Origin of the sequence: uncultured Virgibacillus sp. (assembly GCF_947495635.1) — a bacterium.
In the GTDB taxonomy this organism is placed as follows: domain Bacteria; phylum Bacillota; class Bacilli; order Bacillales; family Amphibacillaceae; genus Virgibacillus; species Virgibacillus salarius.
In genome coordinates, this window is sequence record NZ_CANMAB010000080.1 from 1 (window position 1) to 19,198 (window position 19,198).

Consider the following 19,198-nt stretch of genomic DNA (forward strand, 5'->3'; position numbering starts at 1 on the left):
ATAATAGCTACTAGAGGAAGCGTAAATCGGAGCATGTAGTGATAAGGACTGAGCGAATTTTGCTCCGTTTTTCTTATTAAAAGGGCAGTGTAATAACAAAAGTCTGTTCATAAACATTATTGTATGGATTTATCTAAATTTATATAGGAAGCATATCCGAATAAAACTGTTCATATAGATAATTAAGACATATAATCATATGCCGTGGATATGCTGAAAGGAGGAAGAGAATTGTCTAAGGATCGACCGGTTTTCAGTTTTGAGCTGAATGAAACGCTCTATTTTGAAAAAGGACAGGAAGTTAATGAAATGAGAGGAGTTTCGCTAGAGCCGGATATTTCCATACATTCATTTAATGAGTATATTTCCATAAGAGGTGTAATTGAGCTTAAAGGAGATTATCAAAAAACCATTCAGGAGGCAGAAGAATCGATTGAAACAGAAAACTTGCAATCGAAACGATATGTAGAGGTGGTTGAAGATTTAGATGAAGATATAGCAGCTTTTTCACACCGTTTTCCTGTGGAAATTTCTGTGCCGGCAAACAGAGTTGCAGATTTAAACGACGTAAGTGTCTTTATTCAAACTTTTGATTATGAACTTCCTAACCCGTCATTGTTCCGCTTGTATTCAACAATTGAAATACACGGTGTCAATGAAAGTGAACAAGTTGAGGAGACAGTTACAGAAAGGGATGCATACACTTCTGACTGGGGAAATGATGCGGAGAATAATGAAGAGGCAGATAGTTTTCAATTCGAAATCAAAGACCCTGAAGAAAATGAATCCATCAATGATCATTTGGCACCACCCGATTTACCGATACTTTCTGCTGAACGAGAGGAATCAGAACAAGTGGTGGAAGATAGAGAAGAAGAGTCAAAACAGGTAGTAGAAGATAGAGAAGAAGAGTCACAAGAAGTAGAAATAGAAGCTTCGATAGAACAGAAGACAAATGATACGGAAAAAGCAGGGCAGGAAGAGGATGACAGGTGGAAATATAAAGAATCAAAATCATTAGCAGAATTCTTTGGAACTGACTCACCTGAAGAATCCTCCTCCCATGATGAAGAGGTGGAAGTGGATGATACATCAGATGATTGGCTGGAATCATCGCACACTCCCGAAATTCATGAAAGCTCTGATAATCGTGATACAACAGATCAAGTACAAGATGTTGGCTACTTATCTGATATGTTTAGGGAATCTGATGTGGATCAATTTGCTCGTATGAGACTCTGTATTGTTCAAGAGAAGGATACGATAGATTCTATTGCAGAACGTTATCAAATTTCGGCGTTACAATTAATAAAACAAAACCAGTTAGATGATGACTATGATGTGACAGAAGGTCAGTTATTATATATTCCATATAAGAAAAAATAAATGCTGCCCCTTGCGATTAAGTCAAGGGGTTTTCCAGTATTAGGTGGTGAACGAAAAAGTGGATGACTTAAAGGCTGTGCTACATGCCTATTCGGTGCAACCTTTTTACATAGAAAATGAAACTGAAAAATTATATAAGGTACAAGATGGCCAGCAACAGTTTGCGTTAAAGCAAAGTCAGCTTTCACCTGATGATATGGCTATGTGGGAGAACGTATATCAGGAGGCATATACGCAAAACCTTCATACGATTCTTCCTGTTTTTTTAACAAGAGAAGGGAATATTTATGAAATCTATGAAGGAACGGTTTATTATTTATCTCCTTGGAGAGGGAATGCCCTTTCATCTTTTGATAAATATACGATAGGAAACTTTTATCGTCATCTTGGTCATATACATGTGAAGACAAAGAGAACTCGAACTGTAGACACAGATTCATTCGTACAGAACTTTCGGGGGTATCAGAAGCAATGTGAAGCACTTCAAAAGAAATTGTTGTTTTTTGTGGAACAATTTGAAGCTAAACACTATATGTCTCCCTTTGAACTTCTCGTTTGTACACATTTTCGTGACATCGATTTTAGTTTACAAGAATCCAATCGAAGAATTGACCAGTTGATAAATGAGCAGGAGCAGCAAGAACAGTGGAATTATAGCTTGTGTCATGGTAATTTGAATTCCTCACATGTTATCGTATCACCGGAGCAGATGTATCTTATAAATTGGGATAAGGCGCGATACGAATATGCCCCATTCGATTTATCCCAATTCTATAAATCTGAAACGGTGCATTATGATGCTCCTGTTGACCTTTTCTTAGATGAATTTGATAGCTATATGAATGAAAATAAACTAACGAATAAAGAACTATATATGTTAATTATACAGGTTCTCGACCCTGCTCCATATATACAGTTAGTAGAAGAGCATGATCAATCATCAAAAACAATGATTGATCAAATTATACCATTACAACACATATTTAGAAGAATACTATTTGGTCTACGCTTGTCAGCATATGTGGAAAAAGAATACGATACCCTTGATTTGGACGATTTAGAAAGCTAAATCCATTCCAAATAAAAGGCGATAAATATACCTACGATTAAGCCTAATAAAAATACATCAAAGGTTGTAGGGAAGAACAATGTACGTATTAATTGGAAAATTAATATTGGCAAGGTAACTCTTTCGATAACAATAATACAGGTTCTAGCCCATGGAGGGAGTCGATAACGGTAATATCGTGCCACCGTTTTCACCTCGCTTTCGAAACGCTAAGTTTTTTTGTGATTGTTCTATATACTATGTATAGATATCATGTATTTGTGCAAAACTGGTAAAAATAGTTGACGAAATGACTTATACTATATAAAATAAAGCTATTACTTGAAAATGCGCTGAATGGGAAGAGTACAAGATAATTGCCAAAGAAGAGAGGGAAATCAGTGGCTGAAAATTTCCTTGGTAAGATTATGTTGGAAGGTCGCCCGTGATGCAGCTTCTTTGAACACATGCTAAAAAGCATAAGTAGAAGAAGCCGGTAACCGTTTAGTTACCGTTATCAATGAATGAAGTGTGCACAGCTCCAATGGAGCGTGTAAACAAAGGTGGTACCACGGAAAGTATGCCCTTTTCGTCCTTTAAGTAGGATGAAAAGGGCTTTTTGTCGTAGCAAACAGTTATAGGAGGCGTTATGATGAGTGAAAAGGAAACAAAAACTTCCCTCTCGGCAAAATATAATCCCAAGGAAGTAGAACAGGGTAGGTATCAATTTTGGTTGGAAGGAAAGTATTTTGAAGCAACCAATGATCCGGAAAAAGAGCCATATTCAATTGTTATTCCACCACCAAATGTAACCGGAAGATTGCATCTAGGCCATGCATGGGATACAACTATGCAGGATACGATTTCACGTATGAAACGAATGCAAGGGTATGATGTCCTGTGGCTACCCGGTATGGATCATGCAGGTATTGCAACACAGGCTAAAGTAGAAGCCAAATTGAAAGAACAAGGAACAAATCGCTATGAACTAGGTAGAGAAAAATTTTTAGCAAAAGCTTGGGAATGGAAAGGAGAATATGCCGATTTCATTCGTTCCCAATGGGAGAAATTAGGACTGGGCTTAGACTATTCGCGCGAGCGGTTTACGCTTGATGATGGATTATCTGATGCTGTAAAAGAGGTATTTGTAAAGCTATACGAAAAAGGACTTATTTACCGTGGAGAGTATATTATTAATTGGGATCCACAAACCAAAACTGCTCTTTCCGATATTGAAGTTATTTATGAAGAAATTAATGGTAAGTTTTACCATATGCGTTACCCAATAAAAGACAGTGAAGAAACCATTGAGATTGCCACTACACGTCCGGAGACGATGTTAGGAGACACGGCCGTTGCTGTTCATCCAAACGATGAGCGCTACGTTCATTTAATTGGGAAAAAAGTGACCCTACCAATTGTTGGCAGGGAAATAGAGATTGTTGCAGATGAATATGTAGATATGGAGTTTGGTTCCGGTGCCGTCAAAATAACTCCTGCACATGATCCAAACGATTTTGAAATTGGTAATCGACATAACCTAGAGCGTGTATTAGTTATGAATGAAGATGGCACTATGAATGAAAATGCGGGAAGTTATGAAGGTTTAGATCGATTTGAGTGCAGAAGGCAGATTGTTAAAGACCTTCAAGACCAGGGTATTCTTTTTGAAATTGAAGATCATACGCATCAAGTTGGGCATTCTGAACGAAGCGGTGCAGTGGTAGAGCCGTATTTATCCACTCAATGGTTTGTTAATATGCAGCCATTAGCAGATGCTGCTATTGATTTACAGCAACAAGAGGATAAAGTGAATTTCGTTCCAAAGCGATTTGAACGGACGTATCTTAATTGGATGGAAAATATACGTGATTGGTGTATTTCTCGCCAGCTTTGGTGGGGGCATCGGATTCCTGCTTGGTATCATAAGGAAACAAATGAAATCTATGTTGGGAAGGAAGCACCTGAGGACTTAGAAAATTGGGAGCAGGATGAGGACGTTTTAGATACTTGGTTTTCATCTGCCTTATGGCCTTTTTCGACAATGGGATGGCCGGATACGAATGCAGAGGACTTTAAACGTTATTTCCCTACAGGAGTTCTTGTTACTGGGTATGATATTATATTCTTCTGGGTAGCAAGGATGATCTTTCAATCAAAGCAATTCACAAATCAAAAACCATTTGAAGATGTGTTAATTCATGGTTTAATTCGGGATGCTGAAGGGAGAAAGATGAGTAAGTCACTAGGTAATGGTGTTGATCCGATGGATGTAATTGAGAAATATGGCGCTGATTCGTTGCGTTACTTCTTACTTACTGGTTCAACCCCAGGGCAGGATTTACGCTTCCATTGGGAAAAGGTAGAAGCTACTTGGAATTTCGCAAATAAGGTTTGGAATGCTTCGCGATTCTCTTTAATGAACTTAGATGGATTCACCTATGAAGATATAGATTTATCTGGTGAGAAATCCCTTGCCGATAAGTGGATTCTTACACGGTTAAATGAAACGATTGAGCAGGTTACCAAGAATACCGATAAATACGAGTTTGGAGAAGCTGGACGTCATCTCTATAACTTTATTTGGGATGAATTGTGTGACTGGTATATCGAGATGGCTAAGCTACCATTGTATGGCGAAGATGATGTGAAGAAGAAGATGACGCAGTCAGTACTTGCTCATGTATTAGATCAAACCATGCGAATGTTGCATCCATATATGCCATTCATCACAGAGGAAATTTGGCAACAGCTTCCTCATCAAGGAGACTCTATTACCATTGCTACATGGCCAGAAGTAAACCAAGCATTTCATGACGAAAAAGCATCTCAAGAAATGAAACGACTTGTATCAATTATTAAATCAGTTCGTAACATTCGAGCGGAAGTAGATACACCGATGTCAAAACAAATTAACATATTGATTCAAGCAGAGAATCAGAAGATCGTTGATGAATTAGAGAAACATCGTGATTATTTGGAACGCTTCTGTAATCCAAATAAGCTTATTATTGCAACAAATATTTCAGTTCCTGAAAAAGCAATGTCTGCTGTAGTTACTGGTGCAGAACTTTATTTCCCACTTGAGGGATTAATTGATTTTAATAAAGAGATTGATCGCTTAGAAAAAGAATTAACGAAGTGGACAAAAGAAGTTGAACGTGTGCAGAAAAAGCTTGGTAATCAAGGATTTGTAAATAAAGCACCACAGGCCGTTGTAGAAGAAGAGAGACAAAAAGAGAAGGATTATCTTGATAAACAAGCAAAAGTTAGAGCAAGGCTCGAAGAACTAAAAGGTTAAACTATTTCTTTGTGGATAAAATGTAACTTAAATACCATTTTCAAATCCGAAGAAATAGCAGGAATAAAGCTATAAAAGACTGGCTTTATAGCAAATGTTGGAGAGAATCTTCATACAGCGAATGAAAAATATATAGACAGTTTCAGTCACAGTTAATATCCGCAGTTTAGAACCAGCTAAAGCCGAACTAATTCGAATGCTAACCAAAAAACATTTCGAATCATAGTTCGGCTTTGCTTAGGTTTATCAAAGCTGGCTAGTTTTCTTTTTGTCTAGGAAACCCATGTGGATAAATATGGGCGTGTTGAGCCTCGTTAAGCTCCAGCGCCCAGAAACTAGGCGACTTCACGAATTAACCTATGATAGATTATCATCGGCTCACAAGCTCACCTTGATTCCTTTATCACCGTTAAATCCCTACATTCGCTACGTTTCTAATCAGGCGATTGCGCTTTCGTTCTAAGTATGTCGATTAGATCTAATCTATATTATTCGATATCTTTCGTCTAATATAAGTCATATACGTTCGCAAAATATTGATATCACTAACTTTACTTAATGTCCGTGAGCCGACGATATCCTCAATTTCATTAAATAGGAGTTCTCCATTATAACTGATCAAAAAATCAATACCTACCATACCAAAATCAAAGTGATTAACAATTGATTGAATCATAGAACGTTCCTTATCACTCAAGTCATATAAGCTAGCAGAGCCTCCGAGTTTAAAATTGGCACGAAAGTCTTTGTCGTTTTCCCGTTTTACAGCTGCAATAATTTCCTTTCCTACTATAAAGACACGAATGTCTTTTCCATGCTCTACCGTACTAGGTTGAACAATAAGCTCCGTATTAGCTAATACTTGGCTAATGGAGGTATATTGTTGATCGTTTTCAATTAAAAAAACTTGTTTTCCGCCTCTTCCTGCTGTTTCCTTGATGATAAAAGGATAGGCTAATGGAGGGGTATCTGTTAAATACTGCTTCTTCGAGTAAAGGGTATCTACCATTGGGATACGTAAATTGTGCATATGATGATGCGTTAACGCCTTATCATTACAAATTCTTGAAATAGAAGATGAATTAAAAACAGTAATATCACATGCCTCTAAATGAAGGCTAAGCAATGGGTCAATAGTTCGAACAATAGCAAATTCAGGCTTTGTAATGGGAAATCCATTTACTCGCACGGTGCGTGCATTATTAATAATTCCTGCTGTTATATCTTCTCTTATTATGAGTTCTAATTGAATAGATTGATACGATGCTTCTTTGATAAACCAATTTATATAGGATTGGTTTACGTCAATGTCCTTTTTACTGTAGATTAACCAACCTTTACTCATTTACTTGCCTCCATTGTCACCACATGACTTGTAAATATAATCGATAATATAATCTGCTACATTAATGTTCGTACAATCATATATATTACGGATATGTGCATTTGAATTAATCTCACAAATAATGGGAGATTGATCAGGGCCAAATAACAAATCGACACCAGCAAAATCTGCTCCAATCGCTTTTGTGGCAGCAACTGCTATCTTCGTTTCATATTCAGACGGCTCATAGGCTTCCATTGATCCTCCTGCTGATACATTAGCACGAAAATCATTTACTGCCTGCCTTCTCATCGCCGCCACCACGTGATTACCTACTACGTGTAGTCGCAAATCCTTTCCGTAACTTGTAGAGATAAATTCTTGAAACATATATGGCTTTCCATCTATTTGCTGAAGTCTATGTAATAATTGCTCTTTGGTTTCGATCAGATACACTTGTTGACCGAATGACCCGAAGGCTTCCTTCACAATCATAGGAAAACCAAATGTATCAACTGCTGTCTGCATCACCGACTCAGTTGGTTCCTCAGAAAAAAATGTCTTTGGTGCAATAATGGTTCTAGGAATAGGTAGCTTCTTTATTGCTAACTGTTGATATGTTGCAATTTTATCATCACTCACAGCTATTGCTTCTGCTCGATTAAAGACTCGTAAGCCGAGTAATTCGAGCTGCCTTGCTAAATAAACATCTTTATCCGCAAATAAAACATAATTCGGTAATGGTACACGCTCGTCTTTTAATAAACTAAGATTCTCTGTATTAAGATATGACAATAATTCGCTATTCTTATATATAGTTGCTGTACCACCTTTTCGAATGGCTGCTCGTTGAATCCATTCGGCAAAGTCAAGAAACTTCTTTCCAGGTAAACTTCCATTGTAAATTATCCAGCCGTGTAACTGCATGTTTATTTGTCCTTTCTGCTATACTGTTATAGGTAAATTTATTTCATGAGAGTGGTGTGCTTATGTTTCAAGAAATTCAACAAGTTGAAGACTTTTTAGCAAATAGAATTAATTTAGGGATAAAGCCCGGACTCGAACGAATGGAAAAACTACTTATATTACTGAATCAACCTCAGCATAATTTTAATGCGATTCATATTGCTGGTACGAACGGAAAAGGTTCGACATTAGAATTTATAAAACAAGGTTTACAAGCTAACAATTATCAAGTGGGAATCTTTACATCTCCTAGTTTAACTGGCCTACGAGGATATATCTTATTGGGAGATAGAACAATCTCAGAACATGATTTTCTCACTATATGGCAAAAGGTATATCCAGCAGTAGTAAAATTAGATAATATGAACATGCATCCGACAGAATTTGAAATTCTGACAGCTATTGCTTTTGTTTATTTTGAACAGCATACGGACCTTGCTTTAATAGAAACTGGGATGGGTGGTAGAGAAGATACCACAAATTGTGTACAGCCTCTGATGTCCATTATAACAAATATAGCGAAAGATCATACTGCATTTCTAGGGGACACAATACGTGAAATTGCTTATCATAAAGCAGGTATAATAAAATCAACAATACCAGTCATTACAGGTGAACTAATAGAAGATGCGACAAAAGTTGTCAATAAAGAAGCTATGTTGAAGCAAGCTCCTATATATCGACTAGGTCATCATTTTTTCTATCGTTCAGAATCTACTGCATATAACCATCGCATAAATTGGTGGGAACAGGGGGGAGATACATTCCAATTTTGGATTAACATGATGGGGGAACACCAAAAAGCGAATGCATCAATAGCTGCAATGGCTCTTCAACTGTTAAATAGAATGGAAGCTGGCTTTAATATAGATATGAATAAAGTAGAAGAGGCGTTTACTCATGTCATGGTAATGGGAAGATTTGAGATAGTTAGAAAACAGCCCTTAACTATTGTGGATGGCGCCCATAACTCGGCGGGAATGGAAGCATTTATAAACACAGTAGAAGAAAATTTTAGTAACTGCAAACGACATCTATTATTTTCTGCGTTTAAAGATAAAGAAATTGATAAAATGCTAAAACAAATAGAAAATCATTTTACAACAATTAGCTTAACGACGTTTGATCATCCACGTGCAATGCAGGTATCTGAATTAAGAAACTATGAGAGTGACTTTCATATCGAGCTAAATTGGCAAGAGGCAATACGCCAAATGGAACAATCACATACTGTATATTTTATATCTGGCTCCTTGTATTTCATTTCATTAGTTCGGTCTTTTCTTAAAAAACAATAACATTCATATGCTGTTCTTATAAAATTTATGTTGAACGATTCTTTAATAAGGTGACAGAATTCGTCTTACTTTTTACGGTCTATATGCTAGAGTTGAAGGTAAATCTAGCAGCAGGGAGGTAAAGACAATGGACGAAAATAAAAGAAAGATCACAGTATGGGAAAATGGTAAACAAGTTAAGCTTTATGTCAATAAGAATAGAGAAATTCCTTCAGGAAGGAATGAACAGGCTGCTGCATTATCCGATTCAGAAGATGAAAAAATTCCGCCTTATACAAGGGTATCAGATACAAAACCTTCTAAATTTGCGATGCATAAAAGAAAGTGGAAGGAGTTTAAGCCTGCTATACTTTCTGTATTGTCAGCATTAGTCATTGGATCCTTCTTAGGAATAATGATGCTAAATATGTTTATCATGATTGAGGATGATAATCATATGAGCGGTAATCAGAATTCTTCAGCAGCTGTAACTAACGACGACGATCAAGATAATGATAAACAAGCTGATCGTTCTGCATCTTCTGTTCGTCTAGATGAAATAAGGGCATATGTACTTCAAGGTGGTGTTTTTTCAGAAAAGGCAAATGCTGATGCGCGTGCTGGTTCATACCGAGACAGAGGGGTTCCTGTCACTATATGGGAGAGAGGGGATCAGTATTTCCTGTTTATAGCAGCTGCTACCACTGAAACGCAGGCAGAACAATTACAACAGGGATTAGTTGATACAGACATGGACGATATTTATGTTAAAGAGTGGTCTACAGGAAATATTACTACAGACTTAACAAGGGATGAAAACAGTTGGGCACAATCATTTATTAAGACATGGAAGGATACACTAGAATCTGGTGAATTTGAAAAGAACACATGGGATTCACTTCTGAAAGCTTATCCAAAGGATAGTGAGCAGCTAAAAGAATTGTATCAGTCCACTCAACAAGTATTAGAAAAAGCAGGACAAGCTGAAGCACTGCAAAAGAAGGCGTTACTGATGGAGCTATGGAAGACATTTGGAACTACATTTAATAATTGATTTAATTAATTATCAATTTGGTTAATAATAGAAACAGAATTTACTCTAATGGAAAATCCCATTATAGGAGTTCATCGTATAGCAAAATTGGAATAATGCTGATTTGTACGTCGATACATCTCTTTTGTAAGATAGAGTTATCTTAGAGAAGAGGATGATCTATATTGACAACTATTTCGCCTATTATGATAAAAAATGTGCCAAAGGATGATCGACCAAGAGAACGACTTATAAAATCAGGCTCCAGTCATTTATCTAATGCGGAAATACTAGCTATTATTTTAGGAAGCGGTACTAGACAAGAATCCGTATTGGCTTTATCGAATCGATTATTGATGCATTTTGAAGGATTAAAGTTATTAAGTGATGCTACTATTGAAGAACTTATTGCTATTAGAGGAATTGGTACGGCAAAAGCGGTGTTGATTTTAGCTGCTGTAGAGCTAGGCAAGCGAATGCATATATATAGATCTGATGAAAGGCATGTTATTCGCTCTCCTGAGGATGGAGCAGAATATGTAATGGAAGAAATGAGAGGGTTAAATCAAGAACATTTTGTAACATTATTTTTGAATACGAAAAATCAAATTATTCACAAACAAACTATTTTTATAGGTAGCCTCAATGCCTCTATCGTCCATCCTAGGGAAGTATTTCGTGAAGCTGTCAAACGCTCTGCAGCCTCCATCATTGTTATTCATAACCACCCTTCAGGGGACCCCACTCCTTCCCAAGAAGATATCCATGTAACGAGAAGATTGGTTGAATGTGGTAAAATGATAGGGATTGAATTAATCGATCATTTAGTGATTGGTGATCGAAAATATGTCTCTTTAAAAGAAAAAGGGTATATATAATTGTATGTCTACACGATGAGTATCCTTATTGTAAAGTTAAAAAATCGTTATATGCGAATTCACCATTTCCCATAAATACACAAAAATTAAATAAGACTACTGATGTTTCCATATGATTATACTTTTTTGAAGTTTTTTCTTTTGCATGGGTATGTTCATTGGATTTTTTCAACGTAAGAATAGTCGCCCTAGCTTAGGCTAAACAAAATATAGATGGATAGCGATATTAGGAATTAGTAACGTGTACAAAACAAAATGTGATGTGAAGCAAAAAGAGGTGGAGTGATCGTGGACATAAAAGATTTTTATCTTAAAGAGCAAGTATATGATTTAGACGATCTGATTAAAAATCCTAATGCTTATATTGGCGGATTTAATACCGAATCTCTCGTAACACTCATGAAAGCCAACAGAAAAAAATATATAGAAAGCGGAATTTTATTGATAGAAGGGGGAATCGCATTTACTTCAAGTTACAAGGAAATTGGCCAGTTACCCATTTTTGATGATCTCCCTTCTTTATATGGTTATTACTTAAATGCGATGGAAGAATACTTGGAAGAAGGAATTGCTGCTTTTTATTATCCTAGTCAACCAATTGGTGTAAAACTAGAAAAATATGAGGCAGTAAAACAAGATTAACGATAGATAATAATTCATTAATTGTCAGCGAGGACGTTTTACTACAAGCTCTCGTTTATCATTCACAGCGCTTCTTTGAATTATTGGTAAAGCAGTTAAAGCTTAAAATGTATACGAATGAGCTTGTATAAATAGGAACAATTAAAAAGAGTATTTCAAAATTAATAATGTAACGTACTTCCGAAAGAAGTCTCCATCTTCAAGCGTGTGAAGAGCGTAGCCCAACGGTAAGGGGGGAGATGAATTTCGGTTGGGCGACAGCCCAAAGGCTTTTTTTCCTTTTTTGTTCAAAGCACAACCCAACAGTGAATGATCGAAATTCATCAAGTGCCTAATGAAAATATAAACTCTTGGAACAAGAGGGTTAGCTTGGTCCATTTTGTCAGCTACCAAAAGTGGCGATTATCCAAGAAGCCCCCACTTCAAGCAACCCATAAGGTTGGTAAGTGATGGGAGTAGTTCACTTATTGTTTGCCTATTTCTGAAGGGAAGATGCATGAAATCAAAAAAAGCTCACATATGATATTTATAACACTATCTATTTTATAATTTTTTTCGTATAATTATATAGACGAATGATTGTTCAGCGCCATTTTTCAATTTAGATATGGAAAGTGGCGCTTGTTCAGCTTAGCATGAGTAGGAAAAACATGGTACAAGCAACCTTGTGTTTAAACTGGTACATAATCTATAAATAATGGTGTTGTGATATGTATCGCTGATCTTTTCGATGAAAATATTTTACTTTTTCATAGTGAAAAGAGATAATTGGAATCGATAAATTTTATTTTGCGAATAATGAATTGTTGTAATTCGTTACATATAACCACATGATTGTGATTTGGAAAGGAAGATCTTATTGGGATTATTTAATTTTTCTCAGGACTTAGGGATAGACTTGGGTACAGCTAATACATTAGTTTTTGTGAAAGGAAAAGGTGTTGTCGTAAGTGAGCCTTCTGTTGTAGCAAAAAATACGGCAACAGGCGATATTGAAGCGGTTGGAGGATCTGCTAGAAATATGATTGGGAGAACGCCTGGGAATATTTCTGTCATCCGTCCAATGAAAGATGGCGTAATTGCTGACTATGATACAACAGCGACAATGATGAAATATTATATTAAAAAGGCGATGAAAAATCGCTCTTATTTTGCTAAAAAGCCAAACGTAATGGTATGTGTACCTTCAGGTATTACAATGGTAGAAGAACGTGCTGTAATCGATGCAACAAAGCAAGCTGGTGCAAAAGAAGCCTATCCGATTTCCGAACCTTTTGCAGCAGCGATCGGTGCAGGGCTACCAGTATGGGAACCAACAGGCAGTATGATTGTTGACATCGGAGGTGGGACTACCGAAGTAGCAGTTATTTCTTTAGGGGGAGTCGTTACCAGTCAGTCCATTCGCACTGCTGGAGATGATATGGATGAAGCAATCACTAGCTATATTCGAAAGCAATACAGCTTGATGATTGGGGAAAGATCAGCGGAATCGATAAAGTTTGAAATAGCATCTGCGGGAAGTGATTCTCCTAAAGGTGAAATGGATATTCGCGGGAGAGATCTTTTAACGGGATTACCAAAAACGATCACGATTACTGCGGAAGAAATTGCTGATTCGTTAAAGGATACAGTAGATGCTATCGTTGAAGCAGTAAAGAGTACGTTAGAGAAAACACCTCCAGAGCTTGCGGCGGATATCATGGACCGTGGAATCGTCCTATCAGGTGGAGGTTCACTACTGAAAAACATAGATAAAGTCATTAGTGATGAGACAAAGATGCCTGTATTCATTACAGAAGACCCTTTAGAAAGTGTAGCGATTGGTACAGGTAAATCATTAGAATACATTCAGCATTTCCGTTCCCATCCGAATGTATCATCTCGTCCTAGTGTAGAATAAGTTGGTGTTTATATGTCTTTTTTACGTAAAAAACGTTTATTTATTTTATTAATCGGGTTTATTTTTTTCGTAGCATTAATTGGATTTTCTCTACGTGATAGAGAAAATCTGACGAATGTTGAAGAGTTTGTAAATGATACCGTTGGGTGGGCACAAGGTATTATTCATGCTCCAATAAATTTTATAACAGATATCATTGGAAATATTGATGACTTCAAAGATACGTACAATGAAAATCGCATACTCAAAGAGAAGTTAGCGGAATACAAAGGACTTATTTATGAAGTTCAAGAATTAAAAGAAGAGAACGAGGATTTAAGAAATACGCTGGATCTGAAGGATGATGACAACATTCGAGATTATACCCCAATCCAAGCTACGGTTATGTCAAGGTCACCGGAAAGATGGATTGAACAAGTAACAATTAATAAAGGATCCAATGATGGTGTAGAAGCAAATATGGCAGTAAGAACTCCTGAAGGTATGATCGGAAAAGTCCTTAAGGCATCTCCTAATACCTCAACAGTGCAATTGCTTACTGGTTTTGATCAATTTAATCGTATTTCGGGAAAAGTATCTAGAGGCGGAAAAGGTAAAGATAAAGATATTTTTGGCATGATTGAAGGATTTGACAAAGAAAGTAAAAGTCTCGTCTTTCGTATTATTGAAGAATCTGAAAAAGATTTAAAAGAAGGAGAGCTCGTTATCTCCTCTGGGATGGGCGGTGTATTCCCGTCTGGATTAGTAATTGGTACAGTGAAAGAGGTTGTACCGGATCAATATGGTTTAACCAAAACAGCACTGGTGGAGCCTGCTGCAAATATGTATGATATGAATCAAGTGATTGTGGTAGATCGTTCTGTTCAAGAAGATTTGAAGACAGATGAAGAGACGACGGAAGAGGAGGGCGAGTAATGAAACGTTTATACTTGCCTTTAATCCTATTCCTGCTCTTAGTATTAGAAGGTGTGGCGCTCGAATTATTGCCTGGTAATTTGCTTACAAGTGACTTGCTTATTGTTCCACATTGGGTACTTATTTTTTTAGTGTTTATTGCTATTTTTTATGATAAAGATCAAACGTATTTTTCCGTGTTGTATGCTTTACTATTTGGTCTCTTAATCGATATCGTATATACAGATGTATTAGGTGTCTATATGTTTTCTTATGCATTGATTATATATGCGGTACATGGTTTTAAAAAGTTGTTACATGGAAATATTTATGTTGCTATGTTGCTTGGTGTATGCGGGATTGCCCTGGCAGACGTTAGCATTCATCTGATATACACGGTTATAGGGAAAACGGATATGGTTTGGAAAGCTTATTTAATGCATCGAATGCTACCAACAATTGGATCTAATTTAGTATTTTTACTAATGCTGTATCCAATAGTTGTAAAAAAACTTACTACTTGGGGAAGAGAGCAATTAACAAAGAGTAATACAATATAAAAAATGGTTGCTCTAGATTCTCTTGTTATGTGAATGAGGTGAACGTGTGGTACAGGAAAAAAAACAATTGATTACAATGAAAGGCACGAAAGATGGACTTACACTGTTTATTGATGACACATGTTCGTTTGAAAAAGCTATTTTCGAACTCGATCATAAAATGAAGGAAAGCCGTCCAAAGCAGGATGAACCGATTGTTGCAGTGAGAGTTAAATTAGGTACCCGCTATCTACATGATGAGCAAATAGAACAGTTGAAACAAGTTATTGGTGCTAAAAATAGATTCACTATTCATTCTATTGAATCTGACGTTGTCCGACGTGAAGAGGCGCGTATGTGGCAGACGAATAGTGAGGTGAAAGCAATTAACCGTATTGTACGGTCAGGTCAAGTGCTACATGTTACCGGTGATCTCTTGCTTTTGGGTGATGTGAACCCCGGTGGAAAAGTAATCGCGACAGGTAATATTTACATAATGGGGAATTTACGAGGAATTGCTCATGCAGGAATTGATGGTGATAGAGAAGCATTCATAGCAGCATCTTTTATGAATCCAAGTCAGCTGCGAATTGCTGATTATATCAGTCGTGCTCCAGACTATGAATCTGATGGTGTGTATATGGAATGTGGTCTTGTAGATGAAGAGAAAGATAAAATTATAATTGATCGACTACAAGTACTTTCACATAGACGAAAAGAAATAAACAGATTCGAAAGGAGAATACAAAATGGGTGAAGCGATCGTTATTACATCTGGTAAAGGTGGAGTTGGTAAAACAACAACTACAGCCAATATAGGTACTGCATTAGCACTTATGGATAAGAAGGTTTGTTTAATAGATACAGATATCGGTCTAAGAAATCTCGATGTAGTGATGGGGCTCGAAAATAGAATCATTTACGATATTGTAGATGTTATTGAAGAGAGATGTAAGTTAAAACAAGCATTAATAAAAGATAAACGGTTTGATTATTTATCTGTACTTCCAGCTGCACAAACAAGTGATAAGTCTGCTGTTACGACAGAAGGCATGAAGAAAATAATCGCAGAGTTAAAACAAGAGTATGATTATATAATAATTGATTGTCCTGCTGGAATTGAACAAGGCTTTCAAAATGCGATTGTTGGTGCGGATAAAGCGATCGTTGTCACAACACCTGAGAAATCTAGTGTACGAGATGCAGATAGGATAATAGGATTATTAGAGAAAGAGGAGATGGCTGAGCCTCCACGATTAGTAATTAATCGAATTCGTAATCACATGATGAAAAGTGGGGATATGTTGGAAATAGATGAGGTCGTGCAGGTATTATCTATTGATTTAGTTGGAATTGTTATTGATGATGATGAAGTTATCAAGGCTTCCAATAAAGGAGAACCAGTAGCCTTTCAACCAACTACAAAGGCTTCTATAGCTTATCGAAATATTGCTCGAAGAATATTGGGAGAAACTGTCCCGTTACAGTCTCTAGATACTGAAAAAGGTATGATGCAAAAAGTGAAGAAGTTCTTTGGTATGCGCGCTTAATAATTGATTGGTGTTAGAATATCATTAAACCGAGAATTTCCATTCACAAATAGTAATGTTATTCTTTCATCGATATCTATAATATGGGATGCTTTCCTCGTGTACGGCCTTAGTTAACACTGCACATTAACTTTATGCTGAATTGCTTAATTTTTGGACTTGCAAGAGGCCAGCGTATTTCCTCTACTGGGTGTAACGGATCATTGTATGACTTCCTTTCGGTAGGAATTATCACATATCAAAAAAAGAACGATTCTGAACTACTATCTGGATATAACTTTGTATATTTGGATTATAGTTCAGAGTTTTTTTATCCCACATATAACTGGCAGTAGAACACCCACTTCAAGCAATAAAGTGAAATCAAAAATGGTAAGTGAGAGATAAACAAAATCCCCAACTGATTGGAGTTGCACTTTATTACTAGCATCTATATACTTTCTAACATATCTTGACTCATTGACTCATACACTTGTACAAATGCATGAGAAGGATTGTGAGGAATATGAGTAAAGGAATAAAAAAAGTGCGCCAATCAATTGAGCAACGTAAGAAGGCTCGAGGAGTTCCCTATTCAGGGAGTTCGAAAAAACAGTTTACTCCTCCTATCTTGCAGGAAGAGGAAAAACATGGCTATGCTCCAGTTATTTCTGATTCAGGAATGACAAGGGAGAGGCAGAATAGAATGGTATCGGGGTTTATGTTGAAAGGTATTCTTTCTGTATTGTTATTTTTGGGTGTTGCATTACTTTGGCAGATGGATTCACCAAGATTACAATCATCTAAAGAGTGGACAAGCAATGTATTAACAGAAGAGTTTCCTTTTGCGAAAGTGAATGTATGGTATCAAGATACTTTTGGCAGTCCTCTAGCATTTGTACCTGAAGAGAGTAAACAACAGGCAGAAGTTGCAGCTATGCCTGTAAATGGAAGTGTAGCAGAATCTTTCCAAACAAATGGAACGGGCATACGTATTGCACCTGAAGGACAAACAGAAGTTACGGCACTACAGGAAGGAATTGTTATCTTCGCTGGAAATGATCGTGAAACTAATAAAACCATTGTTGTTCAGCATCCAGATAGTAGTAAGACAACCTACGGATATTTAAGTAACATTGATGTTCATTTATATCAGCATGTTTCAGGTAATCAGAAGATTGGACAATTTACACCTAATGAAGAAAGTGACACGGTGTTTTTTTCAATAGAAAAGGACAATAATTACATTGACCCAGTACAGGTGATAAAAGTTGACGATGTCCAATAACTATCTACCTCATATTCATTTTCATCCAATACTATTAGTATTTATTATCATATCTTTTTTTACCGGAACATTTATGGAATTAGCTATCTTATTATTTATTGTTTTCTTTCATGAGATGGGTCATTTTATGATGGCTACTTTCTTTAAATGGCGGATTCGCAAGGTAATGCTCTGGGTCTTTGGTGGAGTGATGGATACGGATGAACACGGAAGTAAACCAATTCGAGAAGAGCTATTGGTCACCTGTGCTGGTCCGTTTCAGCACATCATTTTATTTATAGTTTTATTCCTCCTTGGAGATTTAGGAATGTTACCTCAAGCAGTGATGGATTTGTTTTTATATTATAATTCGATTATCCTTTTATTTAACTTGCTCCCGCTATGGCCATTAGATGGTGGGAAATTATTGTTTTTATGCCTATCGTCGTTAGTACCATATAAAAAGGCGTACTATGCAGTGATTATATTCTCAATGATTGCCAGCATCTTATTATTGCTCATCCAACTCATTACGCTACCGTTTACATTAAGTTCATTTTTTATATTTATCTTTTTATTTATGGAAAATAAAACGGAATGGAAACAAAGGTATTATGCATTTTTCCGATTCTTGCTAAAGCGTTACGAAGGGAAAAATCGTTTTGCTCGAAAGGTTTTGCCAATTCGTGTAAGCTCAGATCAATCATTATTGGAAGTGTTTTCACGATTTCATCGTGAGAAGCTGCATCCGATTTATATCATTTACCCAAATAACTATCGTCAATCTATTGACGAAGTCGCTTGTTTGCACAGTTATTTTAATGAAAAGCATTACGACAAAACAGTTGGAGAAATTGCTAGAAATTTAATATAAGCAAGTCGAATTTGCATGAGTTACTAAATTTCCATAACAAAGAGGCTGGGACAAAACACAAGTTCTTTACTCAAAATACGAATAATCATATTATCAATAGGGGTATCTTCGCCACACCGTGAAACTATACGCGCTTTTCCGCGGGCAGCTAACTTGGTAAAGAAAAACACGTTACCACGTGGGTATTCGGACTCGTGCTGTTCCCGCCGGAGTCTCGCTTATTTCAGGTGCTAAATGATTGATTCTAATCAAAAAAAACGAATGATAAGGTGGTTACCCCCAAAAGTTAGAGTTTATACTATGCAGCTGATTGGCTGGATTGCGTTCGGTACTCAACTGG

Annotated in this window: 17 protein-coding genes and 1 other annotated feature; of the genes, 14 read left to right on the forward strand and 3 right to left on the reverse strand. The window is 36.6% G+C overall.

The window, feature by feature from the left end; translation table 11 throughout:
- Positions 1 to 231: 231 nt before the first annotated feature.
- Together spoVID and Q1A47_RS15330 are read left to right on the forward strand one after the other, a co-directional pair.
- Positions 232 to 1,386, forward strand: coding sequence for a stage VI sporulation protein D (gene spoVID, locus Q1A47_RS15325; RefSeq protein ID WP_162986453.1), 1,155 nt, complete (start codon positions 232 to 234; stop codon positions 1,384 to 1,386).
- Between the two features lie 46 nt (positions 1,387 to 1,432).
- A complete protein-coding gene (locus Q1A47_RS15330) occupies positions 1,433 to 2,455 on the forward strand; it encodes a phosphotransferase (RefSeq protein WP_299632435.1) in 1,023 nt (340 codons plus the stop codon).
- On the opposite strand, the gene Q1A47_RS15335 is transcribed toward Q1A47_RS15330, so the two are convergent.
- Positions 2,452 to 2,640: a hypothetical protein gene (locus Q1A47_RS15335; protein ID WP_026681296.1), complete on the reverse strand. Its 189-nt coding sequence runs from the start codon at positions 2,638 to 2,640 to the stop codon at positions 2,452 to 2,454. The genes Q1A47_RS15330 and Q1A47_RS15335 overlap by 4 nt on opposite strands.
- Positions 2,641 to 2,778: 138 nt before the next feature.
- Positions 2,779 to 3,034, forward strand: a binding site (T-box leader).
- Between the two features lie 52 nt (positions 3,035 to 3,086).
- Between Q1A47_RS15335 and Q1A47_RS15340 the strand changes: the two genes are divergently transcribed.
- A complete protein-coding gene (locus Q1A47_RS15340) occupies positions 3,087 to 5,735 on the forward strand; it encodes a valine--tRNA ligase (protein ID WP_166530555.1) in 2,649 nt (882 codons plus the stop codon).
- A gap of 478 nt (positions 5,736 to 6,213) precedes the next feature.
- Here Q1A47_RS15340 and Q1A47_RS15345 read toward each other — a convergent pair whose 3' ends face one another.
- On the reverse strand, positions 6,214 to 7,080 hold the full coding sequence (locus Q1A47_RS15345; protein ID WP_166530556.1) for a RimK family alpha-L-glutamate ligase: 867 nt from the start codon (positions 7,078 to 7,080) through the stop codon (positions 6,214 to 6,216).
- Positions 7,081 to 7,986 (reverse strand): RimK family alpha-L-glutamate ligase, encoded by a 906-nt coding sequence (locus tag Q1A47_RS15350; RefSeq protein ID WP_026681293.1) that lies wholly within the window; start codon positions 7,984 to 7,986, stop codon positions 7,081 to 7,083.
- Between the two features lie 62 nt (positions 7,987 to 8,048).
- Here Q1A47_RS15350 and Q1A47_RS15355 point away from each other — a divergent pair, with 62 nt between their 5' ends.
- From Q1A47_RS15355 to Q1A47_RS15405, 11 genes are all read left to right on the forward strand, one after another.
- Entirely contained in the window at positions 8,049 to 9,323 is a 1,275-nt protein-coding gene (locus Q1A47_RS15355; RefSeq protein ID WP_166530557.1) for a folylpolyglutamate synthase/dihydrofolate synthase family protein, read from the forward strand.
- Positions 9,324 to 9,450: 127 nt separating this feature from the next.
- On the forward strand, positions 9,451 to 10,356 hold the full coding sequence (locus Q1A47_RS15360) for an SPOR domain-containing protein (RefSeq protein WP_026681291.1): 906 nt from the start codon (positions 9,451 to 9,453) through the stop codon (positions 10,354 to 10,356).
- 185 nt (positions 10,357 to 10,541) lie between these two features.
- A complete protein-coding gene (radC, locus tag Q1A47_RS15365) occupies positions 10,542 to 11,213 on the forward strand; it encodes a DNA repair protein RadC (RefSeq protein WP_166530561.1) in 672 nt (223 codons plus the stop codon).
- Positions 11,214 to 11,501: 288 nt separating this feature from the next.
- Positions 11,502 to 11,855 (forward strand): hypothetical protein, encoded by a 354-nt coding sequence (locus Q1A47_RS15370; RefSeq protein WP_166530558.1) that lies wholly within the window; start codon positions 11,502 to 11,504, stop codon positions 11,853 to 11,855.
- 859 nt (positions 11,856 to 12,714) lie between these two features.
- Entirely contained in the window at positions 12,715 to 13,755 is a 1,041-nt protein-coding gene (locus tag Q1A47_RS15375; RefSeq protein ID WP_166530559.1) for a rod shape-determining protein, read from the forward strand.
- A gap of 12 nt (positions 13,756 to 13,767) precedes the next feature.
- Positions 13,768 to 14,670 carry a rod shape-determining protein MreC gene (mreC, locus tag Q1A47_RS15380; protein ID WP_121605376.1) on the forward strand — a complete coding sequence of 301 codons (903 nt, stop codon included), beginning with the start codon at positions 13,768 to 13,770 and terminating at the stop codon, positions 14,668 to 14,670.
- Positions 14,670 to 15,209, forward strand: coding sequence for a rod shape-determining protein MreD (gene mreD, locus Q1A47_RS15385; RefSeq protein WP_026681286.1), 540 nt, complete (start codon positions 14,670 to 14,672; stop codon positions 15,207 to 15,209). Before mreC ends, mreD begins: the two co-directional genes overlap by 1 nt.
- A gap of 46 nt (positions 15,210 to 15,255) precedes the next feature.
- The gene (minC, locus tag Q1A47_RS15390; RefSeq protein WP_026681285.1) at positions 15,256 to 15,945 is read left to right on the forward strand and encodes a septum site-determining protein MinC; all 690 of its coding nucleotides are present in this window, start codon (positions 15,256 to 15,258) and stop codon (positions 15,943 to 15,945) included.
- A complete protein-coding gene (gene minD / locus Q1A47_RS15395; protein ID WP_026681284.1) occupies positions 15,938 to 16,738 on the forward strand; it encodes a septum site-determining protein MinD in 801 nt (266 codons plus the stop codon). Before minC ends, minD begins: the two co-directional genes overlap by 8 nt.
- A gap of 505 nt (positions 16,739 to 17,243) precedes the next feature.
- Complete coding sequence (locus Q1A47_RS15400) at positions 17,244 to 18,005, forward strand: M23 family metallopeptidase (RefSeq protein ID WP_026681283.1); 762 nt, start codon at positions 17,244 to 17,246, stop codon at positions 18,003 to 18,005.
- A complete protein-coding gene (locus tag Q1A47_RS15405) occupies positions 17,995 to 18,858 on the forward strand; it encodes a site-2 protease family protein (RefSeq protein WP_034678992.1) in 864 nt (287 codons plus the stop codon). The genes Q1A47_RS15400 and Q1A47_RS15405 overlap by 11 nt, the downstream gene beginning before the upstream one ends.
- Positions 18,859 to 19,198 lie beyond the last annotated feature (340 nt).